The organism is Paenibacillus dokdonensis, assembly GCF_004916975.1.
GTDB lineage: Bacteria > Bacillota > Bacilli > Paenibacillales > Paenibacillaceae > Paenibacillus_AQ > Paenibacillus_AQ dokdonensis.
The window spans coordinates 957,723-981,823 of sequence record NZ_STGQ01000001.1; the positions used below are offsets into that span (position 1 = coordinate 957,723).

Consider the following 24,101-nt stretch of genomic DNA (forward strand, 5'->3'; position numbering starts at 1 on the left):
CAAAAAGCCAAGACCAACACTTATAATGAGGTGATCGTTTCGTGAAAACAAAAGTAGGCGTGCTCGTTATGTCCTATGGAACTCCTGAAAGCATTGAAGGCGTTGAAGCGTATTATACGCATATCCGCCGCGGAAACGCTCCATCTCCAGAGCAGCTCGAAGAGCTGGTTGACCGATATAAAGCTATCGTAGGCGGTGTTTTCCCACTGCGTGAAAATACAAATCATCAGGTAGACAGCCTGCAAAAGGCGCTGAATGATGATACCCGTCTGCCTGATGTTGAGTTTGTCTGCTACCAGGGGCTGAAGCACGCAAGTCCGTTCATTGAAGATGGTGTGGAGGAAATGGCTAAAGACGGCATCAAAAAGGCAGTCGGCATCGTGCTGGCTCCCCACTACTCGACGATGAGCGTAGAAAGTTACGTAAAACGTGCTCAGGCCAAGGCCGATGAACAGGGGATCGAATTCACCTTCGTGAAGAGCTACCACCTGCATCCGCAGCTGGTCGAAGCGCTCACTAGCCGGGTTAGTGCGAAACTTGATCTCTTTAAGGAATCCGGGGCGGAGCGTGATGAGGTGCGCGTATTATTCAGTGCACACAGTCTCCCGGAAAAAATTCTGGAGCTTGGTGATCCGTATCCTGAGCAGCTTCTGGAAACCTCTCGTGCGATTGCCGAGAAGGCTGGAATTACTTCCTGGCAGTTTGCTTGGCAAAGCGCCGGCCGCACGTCCGTACCTTGGCTCGGTCCGGATATTCTGGACACGCTCCGTAACCTCAGCAAGGAGCAGGTCAAGAATGTATTGGTGGCTCCTATCGGCTTTGTCTCCGACCATCTTGAAGTGCTCTACGATCTCGATATTGAAGCTCAGGAAGTTGCGAAGGAACTTGATATGCGCCTGATGCGAATCGACATGTTGAACAGTGACCCGTTGTATATGGAGACGCTGTGTGATACTGTCATAGATCAGCTCCAAAAATCAAATATGGCCTAAGGTCTGGCCATTTAACATTAGAACCCTCCGCGGCAGCGGGGGGTTCTATTTGCTTGTGGGAAGCTGATATAATAGTATGGATTCTGGAAGGGAATCTACTAAAATATGAAAATCATTAAGGAGGAACGATGTATCCGCCGAGATCACAGAAAAAACGTTCCGGTCAGAAGAACCGGAAATTAAGGCAAAGGCGTCTGTGGCTGACCATGAATGCCGCATTGCTTTTGTTAATTGTCATTTTACTCTCTTATTATTTTATTAACGACCGACAAAATGCAGCGGGGGTTCAGCCGCCAAAACCGGCTCCTGCTGATATAGAGAACAACGTGAACAAACCGCAAGATCAAGGTACGACTCCTGATTCTTCCGAGCAGCCAGACGACAATGGTACTGGAGAGAATCAATCGATAAAAGGGCCGGAAGAGGAACCAACAAAAGATCCTGATAAGTCCGGTGTCGATTCCAAGGAGCAGGGATCGAATGAGAACGGAAAATTACAAGTACCTGACAGGGCCGGGGATCAACCCCCGGCCAAAGAAGATGGAAATACGGCAGAAGATAGCAAGCAGGAGGACTCGGAGAGTCCAGATGATCATAGTATAGCTTCAGATAACGGTAAGGCAGTCACCATTAATTTCGTGGGTGACATGATCTTCTCGGGCAAGGTGGAAACTTTGCTGGAGAAGAAAGGCTATTCATATCCTTTTACTTATTTGGGAGATACCTTCAAGAAGGATGATCTTACGCTCGGAAACCTTGAAACTCCGGTTACAACAGGTGGCGTAGGCGCACAGAACAAGCAGTATGTCTTTAAGTCATCGCCGAAAGCGCTCGAGGCGTTGCGCGCAGCTGGCATGGATGTGGTCAATTTGGGCAATAACCATATACTCGATCAGGGCGAAGTAGGACTGCTTGATACGATCAAATACCTGGATCAAAGCGGGATTCAGTACGTAGGCGCAGGTAAAAATGCAGCACGCGCTTATGAGCCGCTGTTTATCAAACGGGGAGGCATGACCATTGCCGTGGTCGGCTGCAGCCGGGTATATCCTGAACCTGGCTGGGCTGCAGGAGATAATAAACCTGGTGTAGCAAGTGCGTACAATGGAGGGGGATATCGTGATCGTGTCCTTTCCACCATTACAAACGCCCGTAAGAAGGCTGATCTGGTCATTGTTATGACCCATTGGGGCATTGAACGCTCCCTTACACCGGATGGCAATCAGAAAAAGCTGGCACATGATTTTGTTGATGCCGGAGCAGATTTGATTATCGGTGGACATCCGCATGTCCTGCAGGGTCTGGAACAGTATAAAGGTAAATGGATCGCATACAGTACCGGGAATTTCATTTTCACGAAATCAAGCACCCCATCCACTTGGAAAACGGCTGTATTCCAGGCGAACTGTAAACCAAAGACCGGCTGCAGCATGAAGCTGGTGCCGTACCATGCAGAGCTAGGGCAGCCCGTGCCAATGAATGCGCAAGATGGCGGCCAGCTGATGAAAGAGCTGCAGAGCCTTTCCGTCGGCGGTGTGAAGATTTCCGGTGATGGTGTTGTTACACCTGGCTCTTAAGCGATAATAATTTAAAATAACGAACATACAAAGTTTGGGGGAGAAGGATGAATAATCTATGTGTGGCGCATCGCGGTTATTCCGGGAAAGCCCCGGAAAATACGATGGCAGCTTTTCGAATGGCCATAGCTGAACCTTTTGTGCAGTGGATGGAAATTGATACGCAGCTTACCGCAGACGGGATTCCTGTGGTCATACATGATTTTAGTCTGGATCGAACGACGAACGGCAGCGGCAAGGTCAAGGATCATACCTGGCAGCAGATTCACCGACTGGATGCGGGAAGCTGGAAGAGCAGAGACTTTCTTGGGGAGCGTGTTCCCTCATTGGAAGAGGTGCTCCGTCTTAGCTGCGGCCGCGTGCGCCTGAACATTGAGCTTAAAACTTCGGGGAATATGTACCCTGGTCTTGAAAAGGCGGTCATCGACCGGGTCGCTTCCTATCATATGGAGCAGGATGTCGTTCTGACTTCTTTCGACTCGGGAGCGCTGGTCAGGGTGAAACAAATCAATCCGGATATCAAAACTGGACTGATTATTGATGCACGGCCGAAGGATTTGGTGGAGCGGCTGCAGTCGCTGCAATGCTCATTCTTGTCGATTGGGCATCCTAATCTGGATCATGATCTTGCCGAAAAGCTGAGAGCGGCAGGAATTACAGTTATGGGCTGGACGGTGGATGATGCCAGACGGATGAAAAGACTGGCCGATATTTCGCCGGAAATTTTGATTTGTACCAACCGTCCCGATGTGTGGGGAAAAACATTCATGCGCAGTAACAGCATACTAAACGACAAAAGGATGATGTGACGATGATTCATAACGTATATTGTGTCGGCCGTAACTACAAACTTCATGCAGCTGAACTTGGAAACGACGTACCCGAAGAACCGATGATTTTTATGAAACCGTCCCATGCGGCTGTTGCACTTGGGGGGCAGGTCCTGACCCTTCCGAAGGAGAAGGGAGAGGTTCATTATGAGGGAGAGCTGGTTCTGCGCGTGGGCCGTTCCTATGAACCGGGTGCCAAGGTGGAAGATCTGGTAGATCAAATGGCGTTAGGCATCGATTTTACCTTGCGTGATGTACAGACGGTGATCAAGAAAAAAGGCCATCCATGGACAGCTGCCAAGGGCTTCAAGAATTCAGCACCAATATCCGAATTTATCGAATTTCCTGGCGTAGAGGCAGCAGGGACTCAAGACTTTACGGTACATAAAAACGGTTCAGAGGTACAGCGCGGAAATATAAAGGATATGATTTTTCCGCTGCAGGAGATTGTCGATTATATCGGCATGAACTACGGCCTCGGTGAAGGCGACGTCATTTTCACAGGTACACCTGCCGGTGTGGGTCCATGCGTTCAAGGGGACGAGTTTAAACTCTACTGGGGAGAACGGCTTCTGGGAAGCTGCGTGATCGGCTGATTATGGCCTGGCTCATCGGTGGACTGTGTGCCCTGATTGTCGCCGGAGGGGCGTACTGGAAACGTTCGCTTACAATTTCAGGAGCGGCAGCAGCTTTTATCATGGGTACGGTCTACTTTGGTGCGGGAAATTTGCTATGGTTTGGTATTCTGCTTGTATTTTTTATCAGCTCTTCGCTGCTGTCGAAGTTCAAGCAGGTGAACAAGTCAGAGCTTGAGAAGTCCTATGCCAAAACGGGTACGCGGGACGCCGGCCAGGTTTTGGCGAATGGCGGAGCCGGGATGCTTTTATGTATCCTGAACGCGATATGGCCGCATCCGGGATGGGTGTACGCTTTTATTGGCGTGATGGCGGCGGTAACCGCTGATACCTGGGCCACCGAATGGGGAGGACTCAGCCGCAGACAGCCGCGGTCCGTGCTTACGGGTAAAGTGGTACCACCGGGAACCTCTGGGGGCGTCACATTGCTTGGAAGTACGGCAGCAGGGCTCGGGGGCCTCATGATTGCGTTGTTCGGGTGGCTGTTTGCAGATTTATCAGGGATGGAGAATCTGTTTGTTGCGTTCATGCTGGCAGGCATCGCCGGGGGACTTGTTGGCGCATTTGCCGACTCTTTTCTGGGAGCGACCTTGCAGGTTATGTACAGATGCGATGTATGCGGCAAGGATGTCGAAGTGCTGATACATTGCGGACAGCCTACCCGGTGTATCCGGGGGCTGCACTGGATGAACAATGACGCGGTGAATTTCTTGTCGTCATGCGTTGGCGGGCTTGCTGCTTGGGCATTGGCTCTTTTAGCCTGAATATATAAGTAGAGCGCTCAGTCGGAACGATGTGATCATATCAGTAGGAGGGGATACCATGGGCAGTATACATAGGGACAAGCACGAAGCCATTCTGGATGCGGGCTATATGCTTTTTGGAACCCATGGCTTCTATGAGACGAAAATGTCCGACATCGCCGAGTTAGCGGACATCGCCAAAGGTACATTGTATTTGTATTTCAACAGCAAGGAAGACCTGTTCCTGGCCGTCACACGCAGGGATTGCGATGAGTTTCTGGAACGGCTGCAAGCGGAGCTACATCGCTTAGAGACTGTCCAGGAGCAGCTGGAATGCGTGTCTGCCCATCATTTGGAATACTATTACCGCTGCAAGCAGCATACCAAGCTGTTTTTTATGGCACCCAACAATCATGCCGAGCTGAATGAGTATCTAAAGCAGTTTATGGAAATGTACACCCGAATGGTCGCCGATGTCCTGGAAACGGTTAGCAGTGAGGATACGATGCTTTTCGCTCAGACCTACATCGGAATGCTGGACCGGCTGAAAATGGATATTTTATACGATACGAATTTTAACGAGGATGATTTGAGAAAAAGAATCCGTTTCGCTTCAAGTCTTTTCATCCATGGATTTATGTCTGCCAAGCCGGCAAATGAGGTCTAGCTTGACGAATCCATGATTATTAAAACCGTCTATTGGAGACGGTTTTTTTGTTTGAAACGAGTTGCTGTTGATCTTAACGTGCCGCTGCATGTTTATATTGAAGCGGGCCGTATGCTAAAATAGTATTAAGCATTCCAATTCAGAGAGATAAGTAGGGAAAACACTTATGAATATTATGACTGTTGAACATATATCCAAAAGCTACGGCGAAAAAATCCTGTTTGAAGATGCCTCCTTCGGTATGGAGGATCAGGACAAAATCGGCATCATTGGTGTAAACGGGACGGGGAAATCCACGTTTTTACGCGTCATAGCCGGTTTGGAGCAGCCTGACGGAGGTGGAATTTCGATCGGGAACCAGGTTAGAGTCCGTTTTCTGTCGCAAAATCCGGAGTTTAATCCTGGGAATACGGTGCTGCAGCAGGTGTTTGAGGGGAATGATCCCAAGCTGAAGGCGGTAAGAGATTATACCGAGACGATGGAGCTGCTTGAACTGAATCCCGGGGATACCGGGCTGCAGGAGAAGCTGCTGAAGCTGAATCAGCAAATGGACGCGTTGCAGGCTTGGCAGATGGAGAGCGAAGCCAAAATTATTTTATCCAAGCTCGGGATTGTCAACTTTGAGGCAGCCATGGACATGTTATCAGGAGGACAACGCAAGCGCGTTGCCCTGGCACAGGCTTTGATAGAGCCCTGCGAGCTGCTGATTCTCGATGAGCCTACGAACCATATTGACAATGATTCTGTCATTTGGCTTGAGCAGTACCTGCAAAAGCGCCGTGGGGCGCTGCTGATGATTACACATGATCGTTATTTTCTGGACCGGGTAGCGAATGTGATGTTGGAGCTGGATCAGGGCAGATTGTTCCGATATGAGGCCAATTATTCCAGATTTCTCGAGCTGAAGGCGGAGAGAGAAGAGCGTGAAGAGGCATCCGAGCAAAAAAGGCAGAATTTGCTGCGCAATGAACTGGCCTGGATCCGTCGTGGAGCGAAAGCCAGATCCACCAAGCAAAAGGCACGTATCGACCGATTCGAATCACTGAAGGATCAGCAGGGACCGACACGGAGCGGTACTGTCGATATGTCAGCTGCCTCCTCGCGTTTGGGACGGAAAATTGTTGAGCTTGAGCATCTCGGTAAAAAGGCCGGAGACAAGATATTGATCCACGATCTCAACTATATCAGTGTTCCCGGAGACCGAGTCGGCATTGCAGGCCCGAACGGAAGCGGGAAATCAACGCTGCTGAATATGATTTCCGGAAGACTGGAGCCGGATGAAGGAGAGGTTATCACAGGTACAACAGTGAAAATCGGCTACTTCACCCAGGAGCATCAGGATATGGACGGCAGCATGCGGGTAATTGAATACATCAAGGAAGAGGCTGAAGTCATTCGTTCCGAAGACGGCAGCAGTATTACAGCTTCTCAAATGCTGGAGCGATTTCTGTTTCCGCCGGCTGCGCAGTGGACGCCGATTTCCAGGCTCTCGGGAGGAGAAAAACGCCGTCTGTATTTACTGCGGGTATTGATGTCTGCACCCAATGTCCTTCTGCTCGACGAACCGACCAATGATCTTGATATCCAGACGCTTTCCGTCCTGGAGGATTACCTGGATGATTTTCCGGGTGTGGTCTTTGTGGTATCCCATGATCGTTACTTCCTGGACCGGACTGTCGATAAAATCATGTCCTTTGAGGGTGAAGGACGCATACGCGTCCATGTCGGCAATTACACGGAATACAGCGAATGGATGACTAAAAACATGGAACCCGCAGTTCCGGTCCGGTTGTCTGAGAAGTCGGCACAGGCCCCCCAGGCCTCATCTGATGCAGCTCCGCGAGAAAAGCTGAAATTCAGCTATAAGGAACAACGTGAGTATGAGCAAATTGACGCCATGATTGAGGCTTGCGAAAATAAACTGGCCGGTATACAGACCAAAATGGAGGAATCCTTTAGCGATTCGGCGCTTCTGCAGGAGCTGATGCTCAAGCAGCAGGAAGGCGAGCAGGAACTGGAGCATCTGATGGAGCGCTGGACGTATTTGAACGAGCTTGCAGAGAAAATTGAAGCAAGCAAGAATTAAGAATATGCGAATGGGTCTTATTCACCCATAGACTACCTAAAACACGCTGAATCTGCAGATTCGGCGTGTTTTTATTACTCTGAAGCTTCAGACAGGATCAGAAATATAGACCCATGCTTGGTTGACATACGAGATTACATGTGTAATATTGGATACATGGATTACAACTGTAATCAAGTGAGGGGGAATACGTTTGAATAAACTGCCTGTCATTTCCGAGGCGGAGTGGGAAGTTATGAAAATATTATGGCAGAGTTCTCCGATGACAGCCAATGAAGTCATTGATGCGCTTGCTTCCCATATGGACTGGAGTCCGAAGACCGTACGAACTTTGCTGAACCGTCTGGTTGCTAAAGAAGCCATTGCCTATCATCCCGATAGCCGGCCTTATTCCTATTTTGCATTGATTACCGAGGTGGAGTGCCAGAAGGCAGAGACCAAGAGCTTTTTGAAACGGATCTACAGCGGTTCATTCAAACCGCTTATGGTGAATTTTTTGAAAGAGGAAGAGTTGTCTTCTGCCGATATCGAAGAGCTTAGGAAGCTGCTGGATGAAAAGTCGGATCCGAAAAGGAGGGGCTAGACATGCAACTCCTCTCTGACCCTTCATTGAACGTTTTTTTTGATTGGGTAGTTAAGACGACCCTGCTGGCCAGTATCATGGCCGGTCTTATTCTGGTGATTAAGGCGGTTCTGAAAAACCGGCTGAAGCCAGGCTGGCATTATGCCTTATGGCTCCTTTTGATGTTGAGACTGCTCATTCCAGCCGGACCGCAAACTGCTTTTAGCATTTATAATCTATTTTCGTGGACGGAAGCCGCTTCAGAAAACACAGCTGCTCCGCATCTAAACACCGCAGGGAGTGATGATACTGCAGCATCTTCCAAACATCCGGAATTATCATCCATTGATTCGGAAAATTCCGGAACGCGAGCGGTGTATCCAGATCAAAGCAAAGACAGTACATGGTCTATTAAACAGATGCTTATAGGGATATGGATGATTGGGGCTGTCCTGCTGCTGATCCGCCTCCTGGCTGTGAACATCCGTTTTTCTATGAAGCTCCGCAGAAACGCTGTTGCTGCGAAGCAGGCGGATATCATGTTACTGGCACAGGCAAGAAGAAGTATGGGAGTTAAACGACGGGAACGTCTCAGCTTCTCCCCTGCCGTATCCACACCGACGTTGTTTGGCTGGATTCGCCCTCATTTGATTATGCCCACAAGCAGCAGAGAACTCGATGCAGAGCGTCAGAGCCACATCTACCTGCATGAGCTCGCACACATGAAGCATGCCGACATTCTTGTGAATTGGCTGATGCATCTGCTGCTCGTTCTGCATTGGTTTAATCCGCTGCTCTGGTACGCGCTATACAAAATGAGAGAAGATCAAGAGCTTTCAGCGGATGCACTCGCGCTTCGAAAGATTCATCCATCGCAGGTATCCGAGTACGGGTATACCATTATTACACTTCTGGAGAGAACGAAGATTCGAGGATATGTTCCGGGTGCTGCAGGATTGTCTGGTTCCAAGCAGCAGCTGAAAAGGAGGATTCTTATGATTAAAAACTTCAAACGTAAATCAATAGGCTGGACGATGGTTGGGCTTGCCATAGTGGTAGCATTAAGCGGATGTGCGCTTACCAATGGGAAAACAGCATCTGACGGCAATACAACCACTCCGGCTGCCGGGGAGACGACTCCTGCAGAGACGGTCACACCGGGTACTACTGCGCCAAATAACGCCGGAGATAAGTCCGGAGACACCGCATCAAACGATGATACGAAGAACGGTTCCGGAACAGGCGTGAATTCTACAGCTTCCACGGATTCCGATACGAAGTCCCAACCGTCTGATCGCAACAAAGGAGGCAGTTCTTCGGGGAACTCTGCACAAGCTTCCGTAAAAGTGACTGAAACAAAAGGACATGAACAGCAAATCAAAGATATTGCAGCGCTGGCCAAGAAAGGGAAAGTGAAAGGTGCCGATTTCGTGGCTGGCAAGACGATTATCGATGACATTCACACTTCCTGGGGTGAACCTGACCGTCCTTGGCAGCCATCAGACAGCTACGCATATGATTCATACTCGCCGGGGGCAGGTAGAGGCACATATGCCTTTGGTATCGGCCGAGGGGAGGTTGTCTACGATATCCGCTACTTTGGTTCTCCAATGGATGAAAACCAGGCCTTTAATCAGATCAACTTTGCAGAGATCAAAAAAACGCTTGGTAAACCAAGTTCCATAAAGACAAACAATACGGATGATATATTGACCTACAAGCTGGGAGAATACGAGCTTAAATTCGTTGGCCCGCATAAAACACAGCGGCTTGATCATATTTCGGTCTACTCACCAAAAGCAGCAGCTCCAATGGGAGGCTCGGTGAAATAATCAGTAGATGAATAAAAACAGCTATTCCGGTCATCGTGACCAGGATAGCTGTTTTTTTGGAAATACGATCAGCAGGTATATGCAATACTCTGATTATGTTCTTACGTATGCTGCGAGAAGCTTGGTTGTGTTGAATACGGCCTGTTTATGGGTACGCTCCATGGCATGGGAAGCGTGAACTCCGGGTCCGATCAGGGCGGCACGGATGTTGTTTCCTGCAGATAATGCTGCAGAGGCGTCGGAACCGTAATGCGGGTAGACATCAACTGCAAATGGAATGTTCTCCGCTTTGGCCAGATCGATTAATTTGCTGGTCATATCGTAATCATAAGGTCCGGAAGAGTCCTTGGCGCAGATCGAAACATCGGTTTCCTTGCAGCTGAGGTCATCACCTATGCAGCCCATATCCACAGCGATCATTTCATCAATGTCGGATGGGATGTAGGCAGCGCCATGTCCAACTTCCTCGTAATTCGAAATCAGGAACTTGAGCTTAGTTTTGGGCTTCCAGTTTTCGCGCTTCATGGACTCCAGCAGACCGAAGAGGGCTGCAACACTCGCCTTGTCATCAATATGGCGTGACTTTACAAAACCGCTCTCGGTAATAACCGCGCGGGAATCAAACGAGACGAAGTCACCGACGGCAATGCCGAGCTTCAGCACATCTTCCTTGGAATGAACCAGCTCGTCGATACGGACCTCCATATGGTCCTCCTGGCGTTTGAAATCACGGGCATCACTGTATACATGAACCGATGGGTGGGTGCTTAGGATGGTACCTGTATACGTTTTACCGCTGCGTGTATGGATGATGCAGTATTCATTTTCGATGCTGTTCATCATAAATCCGCCAACGGATGTGAGCCGCAGCGTACCTTCGGATTTCACTGCTCGGACCATGGCACCAAGCGTGTCCACATGAGCGCTGAGGCCAATGGTACGTGAGTTGTCCTCGCCATCGACCTCCAGAATTACCCCGCCCTTTTGGTTCCATGACAGCGAAACACCGAGAGAAGAGGCCTCCTGTTCAACGAGCTTCATCACCTGTGCGGTAAAACCGCTCGGGCTTGGAGTATCGAGAAGTTTTTTCATAAAGGTTAATATGTATTCTTCATTTGGTTGTATTGACATGATCTTGTCCTCCTTGCAGCGTTAATTTGGTAGTTGATCGTTTTCTTTGGAATCGTTGATACTTGCTTCTTCCGGTACGGGTGCTACATAACCTGTTTCGTTCTGGATATGAGTGAGCTGTGCGGAAAGAAGCTTGATCTGTTTTTGCAGCTTGTATTGTCTGAAGATACCGTAAGACCCGACAATGATTCCACCGATGAGCGTACAGCCGACAATCAGCAGAATCAGCGGAATATTGACTTCATTGAACATAAAATTAACCTTCACTGGATCCACGTTAATGACAGCAAATATCGCAGTCAAAAGCGCAAATACCAGTCCGGCAATAAGTGACCACTGGATTTTCATACGGACACCTCCTCTACAGACAGTATAAAATCCCCTGGCCGCCGCGGACAAGGGATTTTATACCACTTCACTGCATTATTTCGTCAATTGTTCCAATTGTTCAATTACATTTTCGAAAACGCTCATCGCTTCACGAATTGGCTGAGGCGAAGACATGTCAACGCCGGCCTTTTTCAGGATGTTAATGGAGAAGTCGCTGCCACCGCTCTTCAAGAAGCCGAGGTAACGGTCAACTGCAGGCTGGCCTTCTTCAAGAATCTGCTTGGAGAAGCTGGTCGCTGCCGAGAATCCGGTCGCATACTTATACACATAGAAACTGTTGTAGAAGTGAGGGATCCGTGCCCATTCCATTTCAATATCCTGATCCACAGCCATACCTTTGCCGTGGTATTTTAAGTTCAAATCATAATAGATCTCCGACAAAGCTTGAGGTGTTAATGCCTCACCTTGTTCAGCGCGCTCATGGATGAGCTTCTCAAACTCGGCGAACATGGTCTGACGGAACACCGTTGTGCGGAACTGGTCTGCATAGTAGGTAAGCAGATACATTTTTTCCTTCGGATCCGTCGATTTCTTCAGCAAGTAATCCATCAGCAGTGCTTCATTCGTCGTTGATGCGACTTCTGCGAGGAAAATGGTGTACTGTGCATCCCGGTAAGGAAGCGTGTTGTCAGAGTAGTAGGAATGCAGGGCGTGACCCATTTCATGCGCAAGCGTAAACATGCTGTTCAGGTTATCTTTATGGTTCAGCAGCACAAACGGATGCGTACCAAATGCTCCCCAGCTGTATGCGCCTGTGCGTTTGTTTTCATTTTCATATACATCGATCCACTTGTTGTCAAAGCCTTCCTGCAGGGACTTCAGATAGTCCTGACCCAAAGGCTTGAGTCCATCGGAGACTGTTTTCTTCGCCTGATCATACGTGATATCCATTTTGTATTCATCCACGAGCGGAGCAAACAGATCATACATATGCAGCTCGTCGACGCCCAGCAGCTTCTTGCGCAGGTTCATGTATCTATGGAGAAGCGGCAGGCTCTCGTGAATGGTGTCAATCAGGTTCGTGTACACTTCCTGCGGAATATTGTCGCCATAGAGGGACATTTCCAGTACGGAAGGGTATTTTCGCACATTCGCATAGAATATGTTTTTATTAACGTTAGCGTTTAGTGTTGCGGCAATGGTGTTCTTTTGTTTGGCGTAGGTAGCGTATACCGCTTTGAAAGCGCGCTCCCGTACTTCACGGTTCGGGCTCTCTAGGAACTGGATATAGTTGCCGTGCGTCAGCTCGACTTCTTTGCCTTCTTCGTTTTTGATCTTTGGAAACTTGAAGTCGGCATTGTTGAGCATACCGAAAATCGTCTGTGGTGCTTGGGCAAGGTTTCCGACTTGAGCAAGCAGCGCTTCTTCGTTTTTGGAAAGAATATGCGCTTTTTCACGCTTCATTTCGGTCAGAGTGAATTTATAAGCGGCCAGCTCAGGATCGGCAATGAACGCATCCAGCTTGTCGTCAGGCAGGGACAAGATTTCCGGCGTAACAAAGGATAATGCCTCGCCGATTTGTACGCTCATTTTTTTTGCCTTTTGAGAAAGAGCCTGATATGTAGGGTTTGCTGTATCTTCGTCGTGATGCAAATGCGCGTAAACATAAAGACGTTCGGTTTTGAGAGAGATATCGTCCTCTAGGGTGAAGCAAGCTTTTACAGATTTCGCATGATCAAGCTTGCCCTGGAATTCAGCCATTTTCTTCACTTCCTGCTGAAGATCGGCATAAGTCTGGTCCCAGGCTTTCTGGCCGTCGAACAAGTCCTCCACATTCCATTTGTTCTCTTCTGCTACTTCAGAGCGCTTCAATAATTGTTCCATGGGAATCCTCCTTAAATTGTGGGATGAATAAGTATGGGTTCCATTTGACGAAACCGCCGGAGGAAAGAGGGGAACCGCACCCACGGTGAACGTGAACACGATGGCAAGTTTGAACGTCTTGTTGAAGTTCACAAGCAGGGACTCCTTTTTAAAAAATAGAATGTATAGGCTTTCAGCGAAGCTGAACAATTCTATATTTCGCAAGAAAAACATCCGCTAAACATGGTCCATCTTCTGTGAAGGTCCTTCGGACGTTTTTCTTAAGGAAATATCCCCCTTAGTATGAACTTTTCCCCGCAAGAATATTTATACTTTCCCTCAAGGGCTGGAACCCATGGTGAAGAGACTGTATAGAATAAGAAAAAAGGCAAAGAGGATCATGACGACTGCAATGCTCGCAAGACCCCGTTTCAGCTTCTGAGGAACCGAGTTTCTCATCATGATGAGAACGGCTCCGAGACAGAAAGCGGAAATGATAAAAATAAGAGTGCTGTTATATTCCATTGGATGGACTATACTCCTTTAAAAGCGGCCATGATTGAGCGCCATTCTTCCATATTATCTTCGTATTCTTCCTTGGGAAAGCGCGTAGTTGCCCACTGCATGAGAGCCGGGCGGCTCATGAATGTGTGGGTTTCCTCGCCCCATTGATCGGAGATTTCCCGAAGGACGATATATCTGCCTTGTACTTCGACAGTCATCATGTTCCATTTGTCTTTTTTGTATATTTCATGTTTTTTGATCATATGCATTCTCCGTTTAGTCTTTTGGTAAAATGATACCCTAGAGGCAGCTCCAAAAGCAAATGAAAAGATGGATTTCACCCAAAAGAGCGATTGCATTGTCAAATGGCATGAAGTATAATGTACTTATTCGCCACATATGGCGGTATTTTTAGGAGGTTGTTCATTTGAAAGGTACAGTTAAATGGTTTAACGCAGAAAAAGGCTATGGCTTTATTCAAGTTGAAGGCGGCGAGGACGTATTCGTACATTTCTCCGCAATTCAAGGAGACGGCTTCAAAACTTTGGACGAAGGTCAAGAAGTTGAATTCGAAATCACTGAAGGCAACCGTGGCCCTCAAGCTGCAAACGTAACTAAATTATAAGATCGACTCCTTTAACGGATTTCTTATAGCTTTGGTTAATTAAAAAGCCTATAAAAGCACAGTTCTTGATGAGAACTGTGCTTTTTTGTGTCATTTTTGAAGAGCGGAAATTATGCCTAAAGCCCCGTTCTTTTTTCGTTCCCAAGGTCAGAAAACGCGGGCTTATTCCGGACACTGCTTGCAATGAGAAACTGAGCAGCATAATAGGTTGTCATGATCAAAACGCCTGAATGTGAGATATCGGAGATAAACATATTCCAGGACAAAATGGAATCGGAAGCGATGAACAGGAGTGCGCCGAAGCTGGCCGACAGATTGCCTGACATGACGGCAAAGAAGCCCATCAATGAGATCACAATCAAATACATAAGGACAGGAACAGCCATACCTGCATTGCCACCGTTCTCCAGTCCCTGAAGCAGCCTCCAGCCCATAAAGCCTGCAAAACAAGCAATGGGAACAACAGAGAACAAGCGGATGAAGGAGAACCTCCACCGGGTAATAAATGCAGAAAGGTAGAATAGATGTCCTATGAGAAAAGCGGAGAGACCAATCAAAAACCAGTGTAAAAGACCGTCTCCCAGCATGCAGAAGAAGAGCCCTGGCAATACCAGCAAAGCGTATCCTTTTTTGAAGGCAGGCATACGCAAATAAGCGTAAATCAGAATCAAACACATAGGGATGAGTTTGAACAACATGCTGTGCAGCAGGAAAATATACAGCAGTCCCATGATCAGAATAATAATGGGTAGCAGTCGTTTTATCATACTTTAGTCCTCCTTGGGCTCTGAAATCTGTCAAATTTTAAATATATTCTAGAAGAAGAGAAAAGAATCCTTTTTTATTTATGGGAACGCTTACACCTAGTGTCCAAGGTGATGTAACCCCTTTCATAATAATGTATTACAGGCGCAGACCTTCCATGACGTGATCTAGTTTATTTGTGCTATTTTATGGTCCATATTATAATAAAGAGCATTAGGATAGATACAAGTAGACAACAATGTGGAGGCACCGTCTTGAATGAAAATGGGCAAAGTCAATATCAAGTTCCCCGGAACCCTATAAGCTTAATGGGACGAGTGTATAAGCATATTCTGCCTGAAGTACGGAAGGCATTGGACGGATGGCGCAGGGCGGCAGCCCAGATTCCTGATCCGGAGCTTCGAAAGCAGGCACTTGCCAGCATTGAAACCAAGCAGTTTCATTGTGAAGGCGGTGGTATATATGCTGCTGTCCCTTTGCCGGACAGGCTTGTTCTGATCAAGCTGATTGTTGCCTATCAGACGATCAGCGACTATCTGGATAATTTATGCGATCGCAGTACCTCCATGGATCAAGATGATTTCAGGCTTCTTCATCAATCCATGCTGGATGCCATCGATCCGGAAGCAGAACCGGTAAATTATTATGCGCTGCGTGAGGAGCAAAATGACGGAGGTTATCTCAGAAACCTGGTGATGACCTGCCAGAGCTGTATCCGTCAGCTTCCAGGCTATTCAGCTGCTATGCCTTACATCCGGGATTTAGCGGGCCTGTATACCGACCTGCAGGTCTACAAGCATATTAAGCCCGAATTAAGGGAGCAGGCGCTGCTGGATTGGTGGGAGCTTCACCGTGAACGGACGCCCCATCTTCAGTGGAATGAATTCGCTGCAGCCACTGGCTCGACACTGGGCGTATTTATGCTGTTCCTTGCCGCGAGTGACAGGCACTTGAACGATACGGCTGCGGCCTCCATTCATGCGTCATATTTTCCACATGTTTGCTGTCTGCACATTATGCTGGATTACCTGATTGATCAGGAAGAGGATCGGCTTGGCGGAGACCTTAATTTTTGCAATTATTATGAATCTCCCGAAGTCATGCTGGACCGGATTGCCTTGATTGTGGAATCGGCGCGCAAGGATGTATTATCCATTCCCGTGCCGCCGTTTCACCGGATGATCATTGAGGGACTACTGGCAATCTATTTGTCCGATCCGAAAGTCAGCGAGCAGCAGGAGGTTCGCTCCGTGTCCAGACGCTTGATGAAGGGAAGCCCGCTGACCAGGCTCTTCTTTTTCGTCAACAGCCGCTGGATCCGCAAACATTTGTATGAGTGATTACGAGGAGGAATTTTTCATGACAGTGAAAAAGATTGCAGTACTAACCAGTGGCGGGGATTCCCAAGGGATGAACGCGGCGGTTCGCGCGGTTGTTCGCAGCGGACTTTACTTCGGCCTTGAAGTATATGGCATTCAGCGTGGTTACCAAGGACTCTTAAATGATGATATTTTCTCTATGGATCTGCGCAGTGTAGGTGATATCATCCAGCGCGGGGGAACCGTTTTACAGTCGGCACGCTGCAAGGAGTTTATGACATCAGAGGGTCAGGAAAAGGGTGCTGAGATTCTGCGTAAGCACGGTATCGATGGCCTTGTTGTTATTGGCGGCGACGGTTCCTACCATGGTGCGAATAAGCTGAGTAAACTCGGGATTAAGACCATGGCGCTGCCGGGTACGATTGACAATGACATTTCTTTTACGGACTTTACGATTGGCTTTGATACTGCCGTGAGCATTGTCGTGGATGCTGTGAACAAGCTTCGCGATACGATGTCCTCTCATGAACGTTCCTCGATCGTTGAGGTTATGGGTAGACATTGCGGTGATATTGCTCTATACGCAGGTCTCGCTTCCGGAGCGGAGACGATTCTCGTGCCTGAGGTTCCGCATGACATGGACGAGATTACAGAACGGATGAAACAGAATTTTGCTCTGGGCAAACGCCATAGTATCGTTATCGTTGCTGAAGGTGTAGGAAGCGGTGAAGATGTGGCCAAAGCACTCACAGACCGCTGTCCGACGCTCGAGCCGCGTGTTACGGTGCTCGGTCATATCCAGCGCGGCGGCACGCCGACGCCTGCTGACCGGAATCTTGCCAGCCGTCTTGGAGATTTTGCAGTGCGCAAGCTTATTGAAGGCGAGTCTGATAAAGCATGCGGCATCATTAAAGGTGAGCTTGTTCTTACGGATATTGACAAGGTGGTTAACAGTAAAAAAGAGTTTAATATGGAAATCTATGAATTGGCATCCCGGCTTTCTCAATAATCAGATGTCCTCATAAGTTAAAGCAAAAGCCTTGCAGTGAATTTCTCTGCAAGGCTTTTTTGAGTTTAACATTCTACGCGGCTGAGTCAGATACACCTTGATTCTTCCGCTGGACTTTAACCAGTCTTCCGAGAAGAAGTGTGGCACCGACTGCAAGTCCGGTGATCAGCCCGATCCAGAATCCATAAGCATCAAGCGATGTGTTGGTGGCCAGCAGATATCCTACAGGAAGGCCGATGACCCAGTATGAAATAAAGGTAATGATAAAGGCCGGGTTTACGTCTTTGTATCCACGCAGGGCACCTTGAACGGGCGTCGCAATGGCATCAGATATTTGGAAGAATATCGCATAGATCAGAAAATGCTGTGTCAGTGTGATGACGTTGCTTTCGTCGGAGTAGAGACCTGCCACGTATTTGCCCGCCACAAGCAATACGACAGCTGTCACAAGCGATAAAGCCACTGCGGACAGGATGCCAAGAATGCTGTACTGCCGCGCATCCTTCAGCCGGCCCGAACCTTTTTCAAAGCCAACGAGTATGGTCAGCGCCATGCTGATGCTAAGTGGAATCATGTACAGCGTTGTGGCGAAATTCATGGCTGCTTGATGCGCAGCGATGGTGAGCGTATCGAAGCGGCTCATCAACAATGTAACGGCGGCAAAGACGGCTGTTTCAAAGAAAATGGAAAAGCCGATTGGCACTCCGATTTTCAGAAGATCCTTCCATACCTTTAAGGAAACACCGTGAAAAGCTCGGAAAAGACCGAAGTCTGCAAAGCGCTTGAGCCGTGTGACGAAGACGACCGCAATAATAAAAACGCACCAATAGGTGATGGCGGAAGCAATGCCTGCACCGGCGCCGCCGAGACGCGGAAATCCCCAGTTGCCGAAGATGAGCAGGTAGTTCAAAAAGATATTGATCGGTAGCGATATCAGCGTAACCAACATGGAAATCCTCGTTTGACCAAGAGCGTCAATATAGCTTCGAAGTACCGTATATCCGAACATCGGAATAATGCCAATCGACAGATAACTCAGAAAGCGGAATGCAATGATGCGGACATCAGCATCCAGATTCATGCTGTCCAGAATTGTTGGAAGCAGTAGACTTCCCAGCGCAAGAATAGCTACGGCCAGCAGAAGTGCAAGCCATAATCCCTGCATGACATGGTAAGCTACTTTTTTCGTCTGGCCACCTCCCATGAGATGGGAAACAATGGGAGTCATGCCCATCAGTATTCCGCTTAGTCCGGTTTGCAGCGGTATCCACAGGCTGGAGCCTATGGCGACGCCGGCCAGATCGGTGGAGTTGGCTTTACCCGACATGTTCGTATCAAAAAAGGTAATTGCAGAAAGGGCAATCTGGGTAATCAAAATGGGCAGTAGTATAACCAGAAACTGTTTTGATTTTTGTTGCAGAGTTAAGGTTTGTTTCATAGCAGGCAGGCCTCGCAGTAATTAAATTCTCACATCATCGTGATAGTAGTTTATTGTAGAACATAAGCTCGCATTTGAACAGGGATAACTCCGAAAAACCTTACAATGCGTGTGAAAGTATGATTTCTTTTCGTAACACGAGAAAACCCGGCTTTGTCAGCCGGGTTTTCATATGGCGGTGTAGAAAATCGGTTATTTATAATTTACACCCTGGGAGTAGCGATTGGTTGCATTCCATAGCAGGTATTCATCAATATTCATATCCTTTAAGGCGCGAATCTGCTCTTCAACTTCAGCCTTACCATACTTGACGTAGTGCCCGCTGCCAAGCCAACTGGCGGTAAAGTCCTGAATCCATGGGCGCACAATCGGTTTTTGATCCGCGAGCGGAGTCAGTTTCTTGAAAGTGTCGGTCATCGAGCCTTTGATCGTTTTATACGGTTCTTTATCCGGATCCTTCGCTCCAAACCAGCCTGTGGTGTAGTGGCTTGGATAAACCATCGGGCTAATGACATCCACGTTCTCGGAAATTTTATTGAAGTCTTGTCCAATCCCCTCGGCAGCCGGTACGGATGCCGCATAACCGAAGATATCGACCGATACGCGTATTCCGAGTGGTGTCAGCTGTTTACGGGCGTATTGGACGAATTCGGCTACGGTATCGACACGGGATTTGCCATTTTTGATGTATTTCAGCGAATCAGCACGTTTCTCGAATCCTTCCGGAAAGCGAACGTAATCGAATTGAATTTCCTTAAACCCAAGCTTGGCCGCTTCTTTGGCAATTTCGATGTTGTAATCCCAAACTTCTTTGCTGAACGGATTCACGAAGCTATCGCCTTTGCCGTTTTTCCATACGGTTCCATCGCTCTTAACAAAAGAAAGATCAGGACGTTTTTTGGCAAGAACCGTATCTTTAAATACGACGACGCGTGCAATCGGATAAACATTATGTTTTTTCAGACGGTCCATTAGTCCGTTAATGTCATGGATAAAGGGTTGTGGATTGCCCTTTTTGATTAAGTCGGGGTTGTCCGTCTTATAAGTTATGTATCCGGCGTCATCCTTAATATCGATTACCATCGAGTTCAGGTCCGTATTGTCCAGCAAATCGAGAAGCTGGGTCATCCTGGAGCCTCCGGCGCTGTATGCAGTCACGTACACACCTTTTACCTTGGGAGCGCTCAGCTGGGGATCTACTTTGGCGGGCGGATGATCCGCACTTACTGCCACGTCTTTTTGCTGAGAAGCGATGATGGCTGAATTAATGGAAGACTCGATAATTTTTGCAACTTGATGATTGTCGTTCTGCGGATGATGAGCAGCACTGCTGCCCAGAATCATCAGCAGAGCCCAGATGATATTCATAAACATTTCTCTCCCTTGTTAGCGTTCACATTATGATTATATAAGAACAAATTAGCTTAAAAACAACAGGTTTGTAACAATTTGGCGGAATTCTGCGTATAGTGACAACCCTCCTTGTCTTTAAACGGATCGACACGTGATTAAACCCGATATATATGATGTAGCTTTGCCTGTATCCTAGGTAAATACATATGCAGCAAGGGATTGGCAAGATTTTTACAATTTTGCGAACATAGGAAGAAACAAAAATGCCGCCTGCTTTTCAGTATGATACAGGGACTGAAAAACGGACGGCATGATTAATCATTGTGTTACCAAGCAGCTTTCATTATTGGAGAGGCGCAGAGCTTTGATGTTCACAGATACTGTACTGAATAATCTCCATGGCATCATTTTGTTCCAGAATACCGAGTCCGTCCCGTAGTACAATGAGTGAATTCAACTCATTGTGCTTTAAGAAAGGCATCATATCGGGAAACCACTTCATGACGATTTGGGACAATTTTACCGTTTCCATTTCCACAAAAATCACCCTTTCCTCTCGAGATTCATTATAAGACGAATACTCTAAAGCCAAGGAGAATCGGAAAAGCGTTTAAGTGCCAGGAAAAACCGGATCAATCCTAATCTCATGGAACTAATGTAGGAACCGCGCACCATTAATATACCACAAAACACATCTTTTTTACACGGTGGTCCTAAAAATCAGCTTCTGCGGAAGGAGCCCATTACGCCGACCGTTTCGACGATATTGACAAAAGCTTTCGGGTCCGTCTGCTTGATGATCCGCTTCAGCTCCTGAAGCTCATAACGTGTGGTCACCGTCATCAGCATATCCTTTGCCTCATGGGAAAATGCACCTTCGGTTTTGATTTTGGTTACGCCGCGGGGCCGTTCGAGCAGTTGGGCTAGAATTGCTTCAGTTTCATTGGTGATAATGTAAACCGTTACCTTGAAATGACTGACATGAATCATATCAACGACTTTGCCCGTCACAAAAATCGATACCATGGAGGCCAAGGCGAGATTCCAGTCATTCTGCAAATAGCCTGCCGCGAGGATAACGAGTCCGTTCATTGCAACAAGCACGTTGCCGACAGGAAAATCACGATAACGTGTAACGATGGAGCCGGCGATGTCAAAACCGCCTGATGATCCTCCTGCCCTGAAAGAAATGCCTGCACCGACACCGACCAGGACGCCTCCAAACACTGACGCCAACAGCGAATCCGAGGCCAGAGCATTTACCGGAACAATGGCGATAAACCATGTGGTTGCCACAACCGACAAAATGCTGAGCACAATAAAGCGTTTGCCCAGCATGAACCAGCCTGCAGCCAGAATAGGTACATTAAATACAAAGTACAAAATACTGAGATCCACGGGTGTAAAATAATTCACTAGCATGGATAGGCCGGATACGCCTCCGCTGAGGAGCTGATGGGGAACCAGAAAAAGATTGAACCCGCAAGCGATTAACGCGGCGCCTAGGATGACTACAAGATATTTCCAGATATTGTTGAGCCGCAAAATGTTACACCTCTATTTCATATGTAATGTAGTTTGATAAAGGGGGATTTCACCTTTGTTTCTAAGTCGCTGGTTTTTGTATTTTGATTTGTGATATAATGTATTAGATGTTCTTGAGTAGGCTTGTACAATAGTATTATTCTAACATTGTTTCAGGAGAAAAATTACCGTTTACTAAAATCTGTAGGCTGTTTTTGCCCTGGATAAACGCTATAGAGAATATAAGCCATGCAATTATTTTTGAAGATTGGCTAACCTATATAATGTTTACCGCTACTTAAGAATACAGACAAGATTGTGGAATGTCCACTATATAGAAGGAGTATGAATATTTTGAAAAATTTCGCAGAATTAGGCCTTGAACCAAAGGTTCTCCAGGCCATCACAGAGCTTGGATTTGAGGAAGCTACACCGATCCAGGCGCAATCGATTCCGATTGCCATGTCCGGACGCGATATGATCGGCCAAGCACAGACCGGAACAGGTAAAACTGCAGCTTTTGGTATCCCTTTGATCAACAAAATTTCCAAGGATACGGATAAAATCGTAGCGCTGATTATGACACCGACCCGTGAGCTTGCCATCCAGGTTGCAGAAGAGATCGGAAAGCTGACACGCTTCAAAGGTATTGGCTCGCTTCCAATCTACGGTGGTCAGGATATCGGCCGTCAAATTCGCGCATTGAAGAAAAAACCACAAATCATCATCGGTACACCAGGTCGTTTGCTTGACCATATCAACCGCAAAACCATTCGCCTTGACGACGTCGAAACAGTTATCTTGGACGAAGCTGATGAAATGCTGGACATGGGCTTTATGGAGGATATCCAATCCATCCTGAAGCTGGTTCCGGAAGAACGCCAAACGATGCTCTTCTCCGCAACAATGCCGCCAAACATTCAAAGACTGGCTCAGCAATTTTTGAAAAATCCAGAACATGTATCTGTTGTACCTAAACAGGTCAGCGCACCGCTGATTGACCAAGCATATATTGAAGTGCCTGAACGTCAAAAATTCGAAGCCCTTTGCCGTCTGATCGATATGGAATCTCCTGAGCTTGCAATCGTGTTCGGACGTACTAAGCGCCGTGTTGATGAGCTTTCCGAAGCTTTGCAAAAACGCGGATATTCTGCTGACGGCCTTCATGGTGACTTGTCTCAGAACCAGCGTGATACTGTAATGCGCAAATTCCGTGACGGAAGCATTGATGTCTTGGTAGCAACCGACGTTGCTGCACGTGGTCTCGACGTATCCGGCGTGACTCACGTTGTGAACTTTGACCTTCCACAGGATCCTGAAAGCTATGTTCACCGTATCGGCCGTACAGGCCGCGCGGGTAAAGAGGGTACTGCATGGTCCTTCGTAACGCCTCGTGAAATTGATCATCTGCACCTGATTGAACGTGTTACGCGTCACCGTATTACACGCAAACCGCTTCCTACACTGGCTGAGGCTATTGAAGGAAAACAACGGATTATTGCTGAACGCCTGATGGAGACGATTGAATCTGGCGAGCTTAACGAATATAAAGGTCTAGCTATCCAGCTGCTTGAACAGTACGATTCCGTACAGCTTCTCTCTGCTGCGATGAAAATGCTGACAGGCGAGAAACGCGATTCCGAAATCCAACTGACTCCAGAGGATCCGATCCGTGTGAAACGTCGCTACAACAATGGCGGCAAACCTGATCTGCGCAACGGTCGCAAGCCTTCCGGCAACTACGGTGGATTCCGCGGCGGTAACAGCAGTGGTGGTAACGGAAGAGGCGGATATAACCGTGACCGTGATAACGGTGGACGTGGCGGATACAACCGCAGCACCAGCGGCGGCCGCAGTGAAACTTCATCGTCATCATCATCTTCTTATGGAGACCGCAAACCCCGCACGAGCAGCGGTGAAGGAAGACGCCCTTCCAAACGTGATGATTCCTACAATAAATAAAACGATTGAATAGATGAAAAGAGACGAAGTGTGCACAGCACACTTCGTCTCTTTTTTATTCATATGATGAACCTAATTCTCTAGAGGGCATATTGCTCTTCGTCCTTCAATTAGAAAATGAATGCGCGGGTGATGATGACCAGCAAGATGAACAATACCAGTATCGCTCCAGTGGAACCCCACATACCCATACCGGCACCATAACCGTATCCGCCAACGTTAGACATTTAGAATTACCTCCTTAAGTGTTTGTTTCCTTTGGGTTACTGTGTATCTTATGAGGAGGGATGACTAGTGGTATAGACCTTTACCCATATCCCGGAAATTAGGCTCTGGCAATCTAAGGCTAAAATG

The 24,101-nt window shown here is 47.7% G+C and carries 24 protein-coding genes; 13 read left to right on the forward strand and 11 right to left on the reverse strand.

The genetic code is table 11. The features are described 5' to 3' along the window. The first annotated feature begins 41 nt into the window (after positions 1-41). The 9 genes from hemH (at position 42) to E6W40_RS04425 (ending at position 9,924) form a co-directional block, all read left to right on the forward strand. Positions 42-992: a ferrochelatase gene (gene hemH / locus E6W40_RS04385; protein WP_136604367.1), complete on the forward strand. Its 951-nt coding sequence runs from the start codon at positions 42-44 to the stop codon at positions 990-992. A gap of 128 nt (positions 993-1,120) precedes the next feature. Next, on the forward strand, positions 1,121-2,569 hold the full coding sequence (locus tag E6W40_RS04390; RefSeq protein WP_136604368.1) for a CapA family protein: 1,449 nt from the start codon (positions 1,121-1,123) through the stop codon (positions 2,567-2,569). A 47-nt stretch (positions 2,570-2,616) separates the two neighbouring features. Next, positions 2,617-3,378, forward strand: coding sequence for a glycerophosphodiester phosphodiesterase (locus E6W40_RS04395; RefSeq protein ID WP_136604369.1), 762 nt, complete (start codon positions 2,617-2,619; stop codon positions 3,376-3,378). 2 nt (positions 3,379-3,380) lie between these two features. Then, positions 3,381-3,995: a fumarylacetoacetate hydrolase family protein gene (locus E6W40_RS04400; RefSeq protein ID WP_136604370.1), complete on the forward strand. Its 615-nt coding sequence runs from the start codon at positions 3,381-3,383 to the stop codon at positions 3,993-3,995. A gap of 2 nt (positions 3,996-3,997) precedes the next feature. Further along, a complete protein-coding gene (locus tag E6W40_RS04405) occupies positions 3,998-4,798 on the forward strand; it encodes a DUF92 domain-containing protein (protein WP_136604371.1) in 801 nt (266 codons plus the stop codon). A gap of 58 nt (positions 4,799-4,856) precedes the next feature. Then, a complete protein-coding gene (locus E6W40_RS04410; RefSeq protein WP_136604372.1) occupies positions 4,857-5,444 on the forward strand; it encodes a TetR/AcrR family transcriptional regulator in 588 nt (195 codons plus the stop codon). Between the two features lie 166 nt (positions 5,445-5,610). Continuing rightward, positions 5,611-7,530 (forward strand): ABC-F family ATP-binding cassette domain-containing protein, encoded by a 1,920-nt coding sequence (locus E6W40_RS04415; RefSeq protein ID WP_136604373.1) that lies wholly within the window; start codon positions 5,611-5,613, stop codon positions 7,528-7,530. A 193-nt stretch (positions 7,531-7,723) separates the two neighbouring features. Further along, positions 7,724-8,113, forward strand: a complete 390-nt coding sequence (locus E6W40_RS04420; protein ID WP_136604374.1) for a BlaI/MecI/CopY family transcriptional regulator — start codon at positions 7,724-7,726, stop codon at positions 8,111-8,113. A gap of 2 nt (positions 8,114-8,115) precedes the next feature. Next, positions 8,116-9,924 (forward strand): M56 family metallopeptidase, encoded by a 1,809-nt coding sequence (locus E6W40_RS04425; RefSeq protein WP_136604375.1) that lies wholly within the window; start codon positions 8,116-8,118, stop codon positions 9,922-9,924. Positions 9,925-10,017: 93 nt separating this feature from the next. Here the strand turns inward: E6W40_RS04425 and E6W40_RS04430 are convergent, their stop codons facing one another. The 5 genes from E6W40_RS04430 to E6W40_RS04450 form a co-directional block, all read right to left on the reverse strand. Continuing rightward, positions 10,018-11,055, reverse strand: a complete 1,038-nt coding sequence (locus tag E6W40_RS04430) for a M42 family metallopeptidase (protein WP_136604376.1) — start codon at positions 11,053-11,055, stop codon at positions 10,018-10,020. A gap of 21 nt (positions 11,056-11,076) precedes the next feature. Then, positions 11,077-11,403: a LapA family protein gene (locus tag E6W40_RS04435; protein ID WP_136604377.1), complete on the reverse strand. Its 327-nt coding sequence runs from the start codon at positions 11,401-11,403 to the stop codon at positions 11,077-11,079. 75 nt (positions 11,404-11,478) lie between these two features. Next, positions 11,479-13,269, reverse strand: coding sequence for an oligoendopeptidase F (pepF, locus tag E6W40_RS04440; protein ID WP_136604378.1), 1,791 nt, complete (start codon positions 13,267-13,269; stop codon positions 11,479-11,481). A 318-nt stretch (positions 13,270-13,587) separates the two neighbouring features. Beyond that, the gene (locus E6W40_RS04445) at positions 13,588-13,773 is read right to left on the reverse strand and encodes a hypothetical protein (RefSeq protein ID WP_136604379.1); all 186 of its coding nucleotides are present in this window, start codon (positions 13,771-13,773) and stop codon (positions 13,588-13,590) included. Between the two features lie 8 nt (positions 13,774-13,781). Next, positions 13,782-14,015, reverse strand: coding sequence for a hypothetical protein (locus E6W40_RS04450; RefSeq protein WP_136604380.1), 234 nt, complete (start codon positions 14,013-14,015; stop codon positions 13,782-13,784). A gap of 164 nt (positions 14,016-14,179) precedes the next feature. On the opposite strand from E6W40_RS04450, the gene E6W40_RS04455 reads away from it, so the two are divergent. Further along, complete coding sequence (locus tag E6W40_RS04455) at positions 14,180-14,377, forward strand: cold shock domain-containing protein (RefSeq protein WP_127599896.1); 198 nt, start codon at positions 14,180-14,182, stop codon at positions 14,375-14,377. A 116-nt stretch (positions 14,378-14,493) separates the two neighbouring features. On the opposite strand, the gene E6W40_RS04460 is transcribed toward E6W40_RS04455, so the two are convergent. Continuing rightward, positions 14,494-15,144 carry a lysoplasmalogenase gene (locus E6W40_RS04460; RefSeq protein ID WP_136604381.1) on the reverse strand — a complete coding sequence of 217 codons (651 nt, stop codon included), beginning with the start codon at positions 15,142-15,144 and terminating at the stop codon, positions 14,494-14,496. A 306-nt stretch (positions 15,145-15,450) separates the two neighbouring features. Between E6W40_RS04460 and E6W40_RS04465 the strand changes: the two genes are divergently transcribed. Together E6W40_RS04465 and pfkA are read left to right on the forward strand one after the other, a co-directional pair. Next, positions 15,451-16,482, forward strand: coding sequence for a tetraprenyl-beta-curcumene synthase family protein (locus E6W40_RS04465; protein WP_136606825.1), 1,032 nt, complete (start codon positions 15,451-15,453; stop codon positions 16,480-16,482). Positions 16,483-16,501: 19 nt separating this feature from the next. Further along, complete coding sequence (gene pfkA, locus E6W40_RS04470) at positions 16,502-17,470, forward strand: 6-phosphofructokinase (RefSeq protein ID WP_136604382.1); 969 nt, start codon at positions 16,502-16,504, stop codon at positions 17,468-17,470. A gap of 73 nt (positions 17,471-17,543) precedes the next feature. Here pfkA and E6W40_RS04475 read toward each other — a convergent pair whose 3' ends face one another. The 4 genes from E6W40_RS04475 to E6W40_RS04490 all read right to left on the reverse strand — a co-directional run bounded on the left by E6W40_RS04475 (position 17,544) and on the right by E6W40_RS04490 (position 21,806). Further along, on the reverse strand, positions 17,544-18,908 hold the full coding sequence (locus E6W40_RS04475; protein ID WP_136604383.1) for an MATE family efflux transporter: 1,365 nt from the start codon (positions 18,906-18,908) through the stop codon (positions 17,544-17,546). A 192-nt stretch (positions 18,909-19,100) separates the two neighbouring features. Beyond that, a complete protein-coding gene (locus tag E6W40_RS04480; protein WP_136604384.1) occupies positions 19,101-20,276 on the reverse strand; it encodes a putative glycoside hydrolase in 1,176 nt (391 codons plus the stop codon). A gap of 328 nt (positions 20,277-20,604) precedes the next feature. Then, positions 20,605-20,793, reverse strand: a complete 189-nt coding sequence (locus tag E6W40_RS04485) for a hypothetical protein (protein ID WP_246072869.1) — start codon at positions 20,791-20,793, stop codon at positions 20,605-20,607. A 188-nt stretch (positions 20,794-20,981) separates the two neighbouring features. Further along, on the reverse strand, positions 20,982-21,806 hold the full coding sequence (locus E6W40_RS04490; RefSeq protein ID WP_246072871.1) for a YitT family protein: 825 nt from the start codon (positions 21,804-21,806) through the stop codon (positions 20,982-20,984). Positions 21,807-22,139: 333 nt separating this feature from the next. Here E6W40_RS04490 and cshA point away from each other — a divergent pair, with 333 nt between their 5' ends. Further along, on the forward strand, positions 22,140-23,747 hold the full coding sequence (cshA, locus tag E6W40_RS04495) for a degradosome RNA helicase CshA (RefSeq protein WP_136604386.1): 1,608 nt from the start codon (positions 22,140-22,142) through the stop codon (positions 23,745-23,747). Between the two features lie 110 nt (positions 23,748-23,857). Here cshA and E6W40_RS04500 read toward each other — a convergent pair whose 3' ends face one another. Beyond that, positions 23,858-23,974 (reverse strand): sporulation protein YjcZ, encoded by a 117-nt coding sequence (locus tag E6W40_RS04500; protein WP_136604387.1) that lies wholly within the window; start codon positions 23,972-23,974, stop codon positions 23,858-23,860. Positions 23,975-24,101: the final 127 nt, after the last annotated feature.

Bases quoted from the DNA above. Each gene is read 5' to 3' on its own strand.
- E6W40_RS04390 (WP_136604368.1), top strand. From the start codon at position 1,121: ATGTATCCGCCGAGATCACAGAAAAAACGTTCCGGTCAGAAGAACCGG.
- E6W40_RS04395 (WP_136604369.1), top strand. From the start codon at position 2,617: ATGAATAATCTATGTGTGGCGCATCGCGGTTATTCCGGGAAAGCCCCG.
- E6W40_RS04400 (WP_136604370.1), top strand. From the start codon at position 3,381: ATGATTCATAACGTATATTGTGTCGGCCGTAACTACAAACTTCATGCA.
- E6W40_RS04405 (WP_136604371.1), top strand. From the start codon at position 3,998: ATGGCCTGGCTCATCGGTGGACTGTGTGCCCTGATTGTCGCCGGAGGG.
- E6W40_RS04410 (WP_136604372.1), top strand. From the start codon at position 4,857: ATGGGCAGTATACATAGGGACAAGCACGAAGCCATTCTGGATGCGGGC.
- E6W40_RS04415 (WP_136604373.1), top strand. From the start codon at position 5,611: ATGAATATTATGACTGTTGAACATATATCCAAAAGCTACGGCGAAAAA.
- E6W40_RS04425 (WP_136604375.1), top strand. From the start codon at position 8,116: ATGCAACTCCTCTCTGACCCTTCATTGAACGTTTTTTTTGATTGGGTA.
- E6W40_RS04430 (WP_136604376.1), bottom strand. From the start codon at position 11,055: ATGTCAATACAACCAAATGAAGAATACATATTAACCTTTATGAAAAAA.
- E6W40_RS04435 (WP_136604377.1), bottom strand. From the start codon at position 11,403: ATGAAAATCCAGTGGTCACTTATTGCCGGACTGGTATTTGCGCTTTTG.
- pepF (WP_136604378.1), bottom strand. From the start codon at position 13,269: ATGGAACAATTATTGAAGCGCTCTGAAGTAGCAGAAGAGAACAAATGG.
- E6W40_RS04445 (WP_136604379.1), bottom strand. From the start codon at position 13,773: ATGGAATATAACAGCACTCTTATTTTTATCATTTCCGCTTTCTGTCTC.
- E6W40_RS04450 (WP_136604380.1), bottom strand. From the start codon at position 14,015: ATGATCAAAAAACATGAAATATACAAAAAAGACAAATGGAACATGATG.
- E6W40_RS04460 (WP_136604381.1), bottom strand. From the start codon at position 15,144: ATGATAAAACGACTGCTACCCATTATTATTCTGATCATGGGACTGCTG.
- E6W40_RS04465 (WP_136606825.1), top strand. From the start codon at position 15,451: ATGGGACGAGTGTATAAGCATATTCTGCCTGAAGTACGGAAGGCATTG.
- pfkA (WP_136604382.1), top strand. From the start codon at position 16,502: ATGACAGTGAAAAAGATTGCAGTACTAACCAGTGGCGGGGATTCCCAA.
- E6W40_RS04475 (WP_136604383.1), bottom strand. From the start codon at position 18,908: ATGAAACAAACCTTAACTCTGCAACAAAAATCAAAACAGTTTCTGGTT.
- E6W40_RS04480 (WP_136604384.1), bottom strand. From the start codon at position 20,276: ATGAATATCATCTGGGCTCTGCTGATGATTCTGGGCAGCAGTGCTGCT.
- E6W40_RS04485 (WP_246072869.1), bottom strand. From the start codon at position 20,793: ATGGAAACGGTAAAATTGTCCCAAATCGTCATGAAGTGGTTTCCCGAT.
- E6W40_RS04500 (WP_136604387.1), bottom strand. From the start codon at position 23,974: ATGTCTAACGTTGGCGGATACGGTTATGGTGCCGGTATGGGTATGTGG.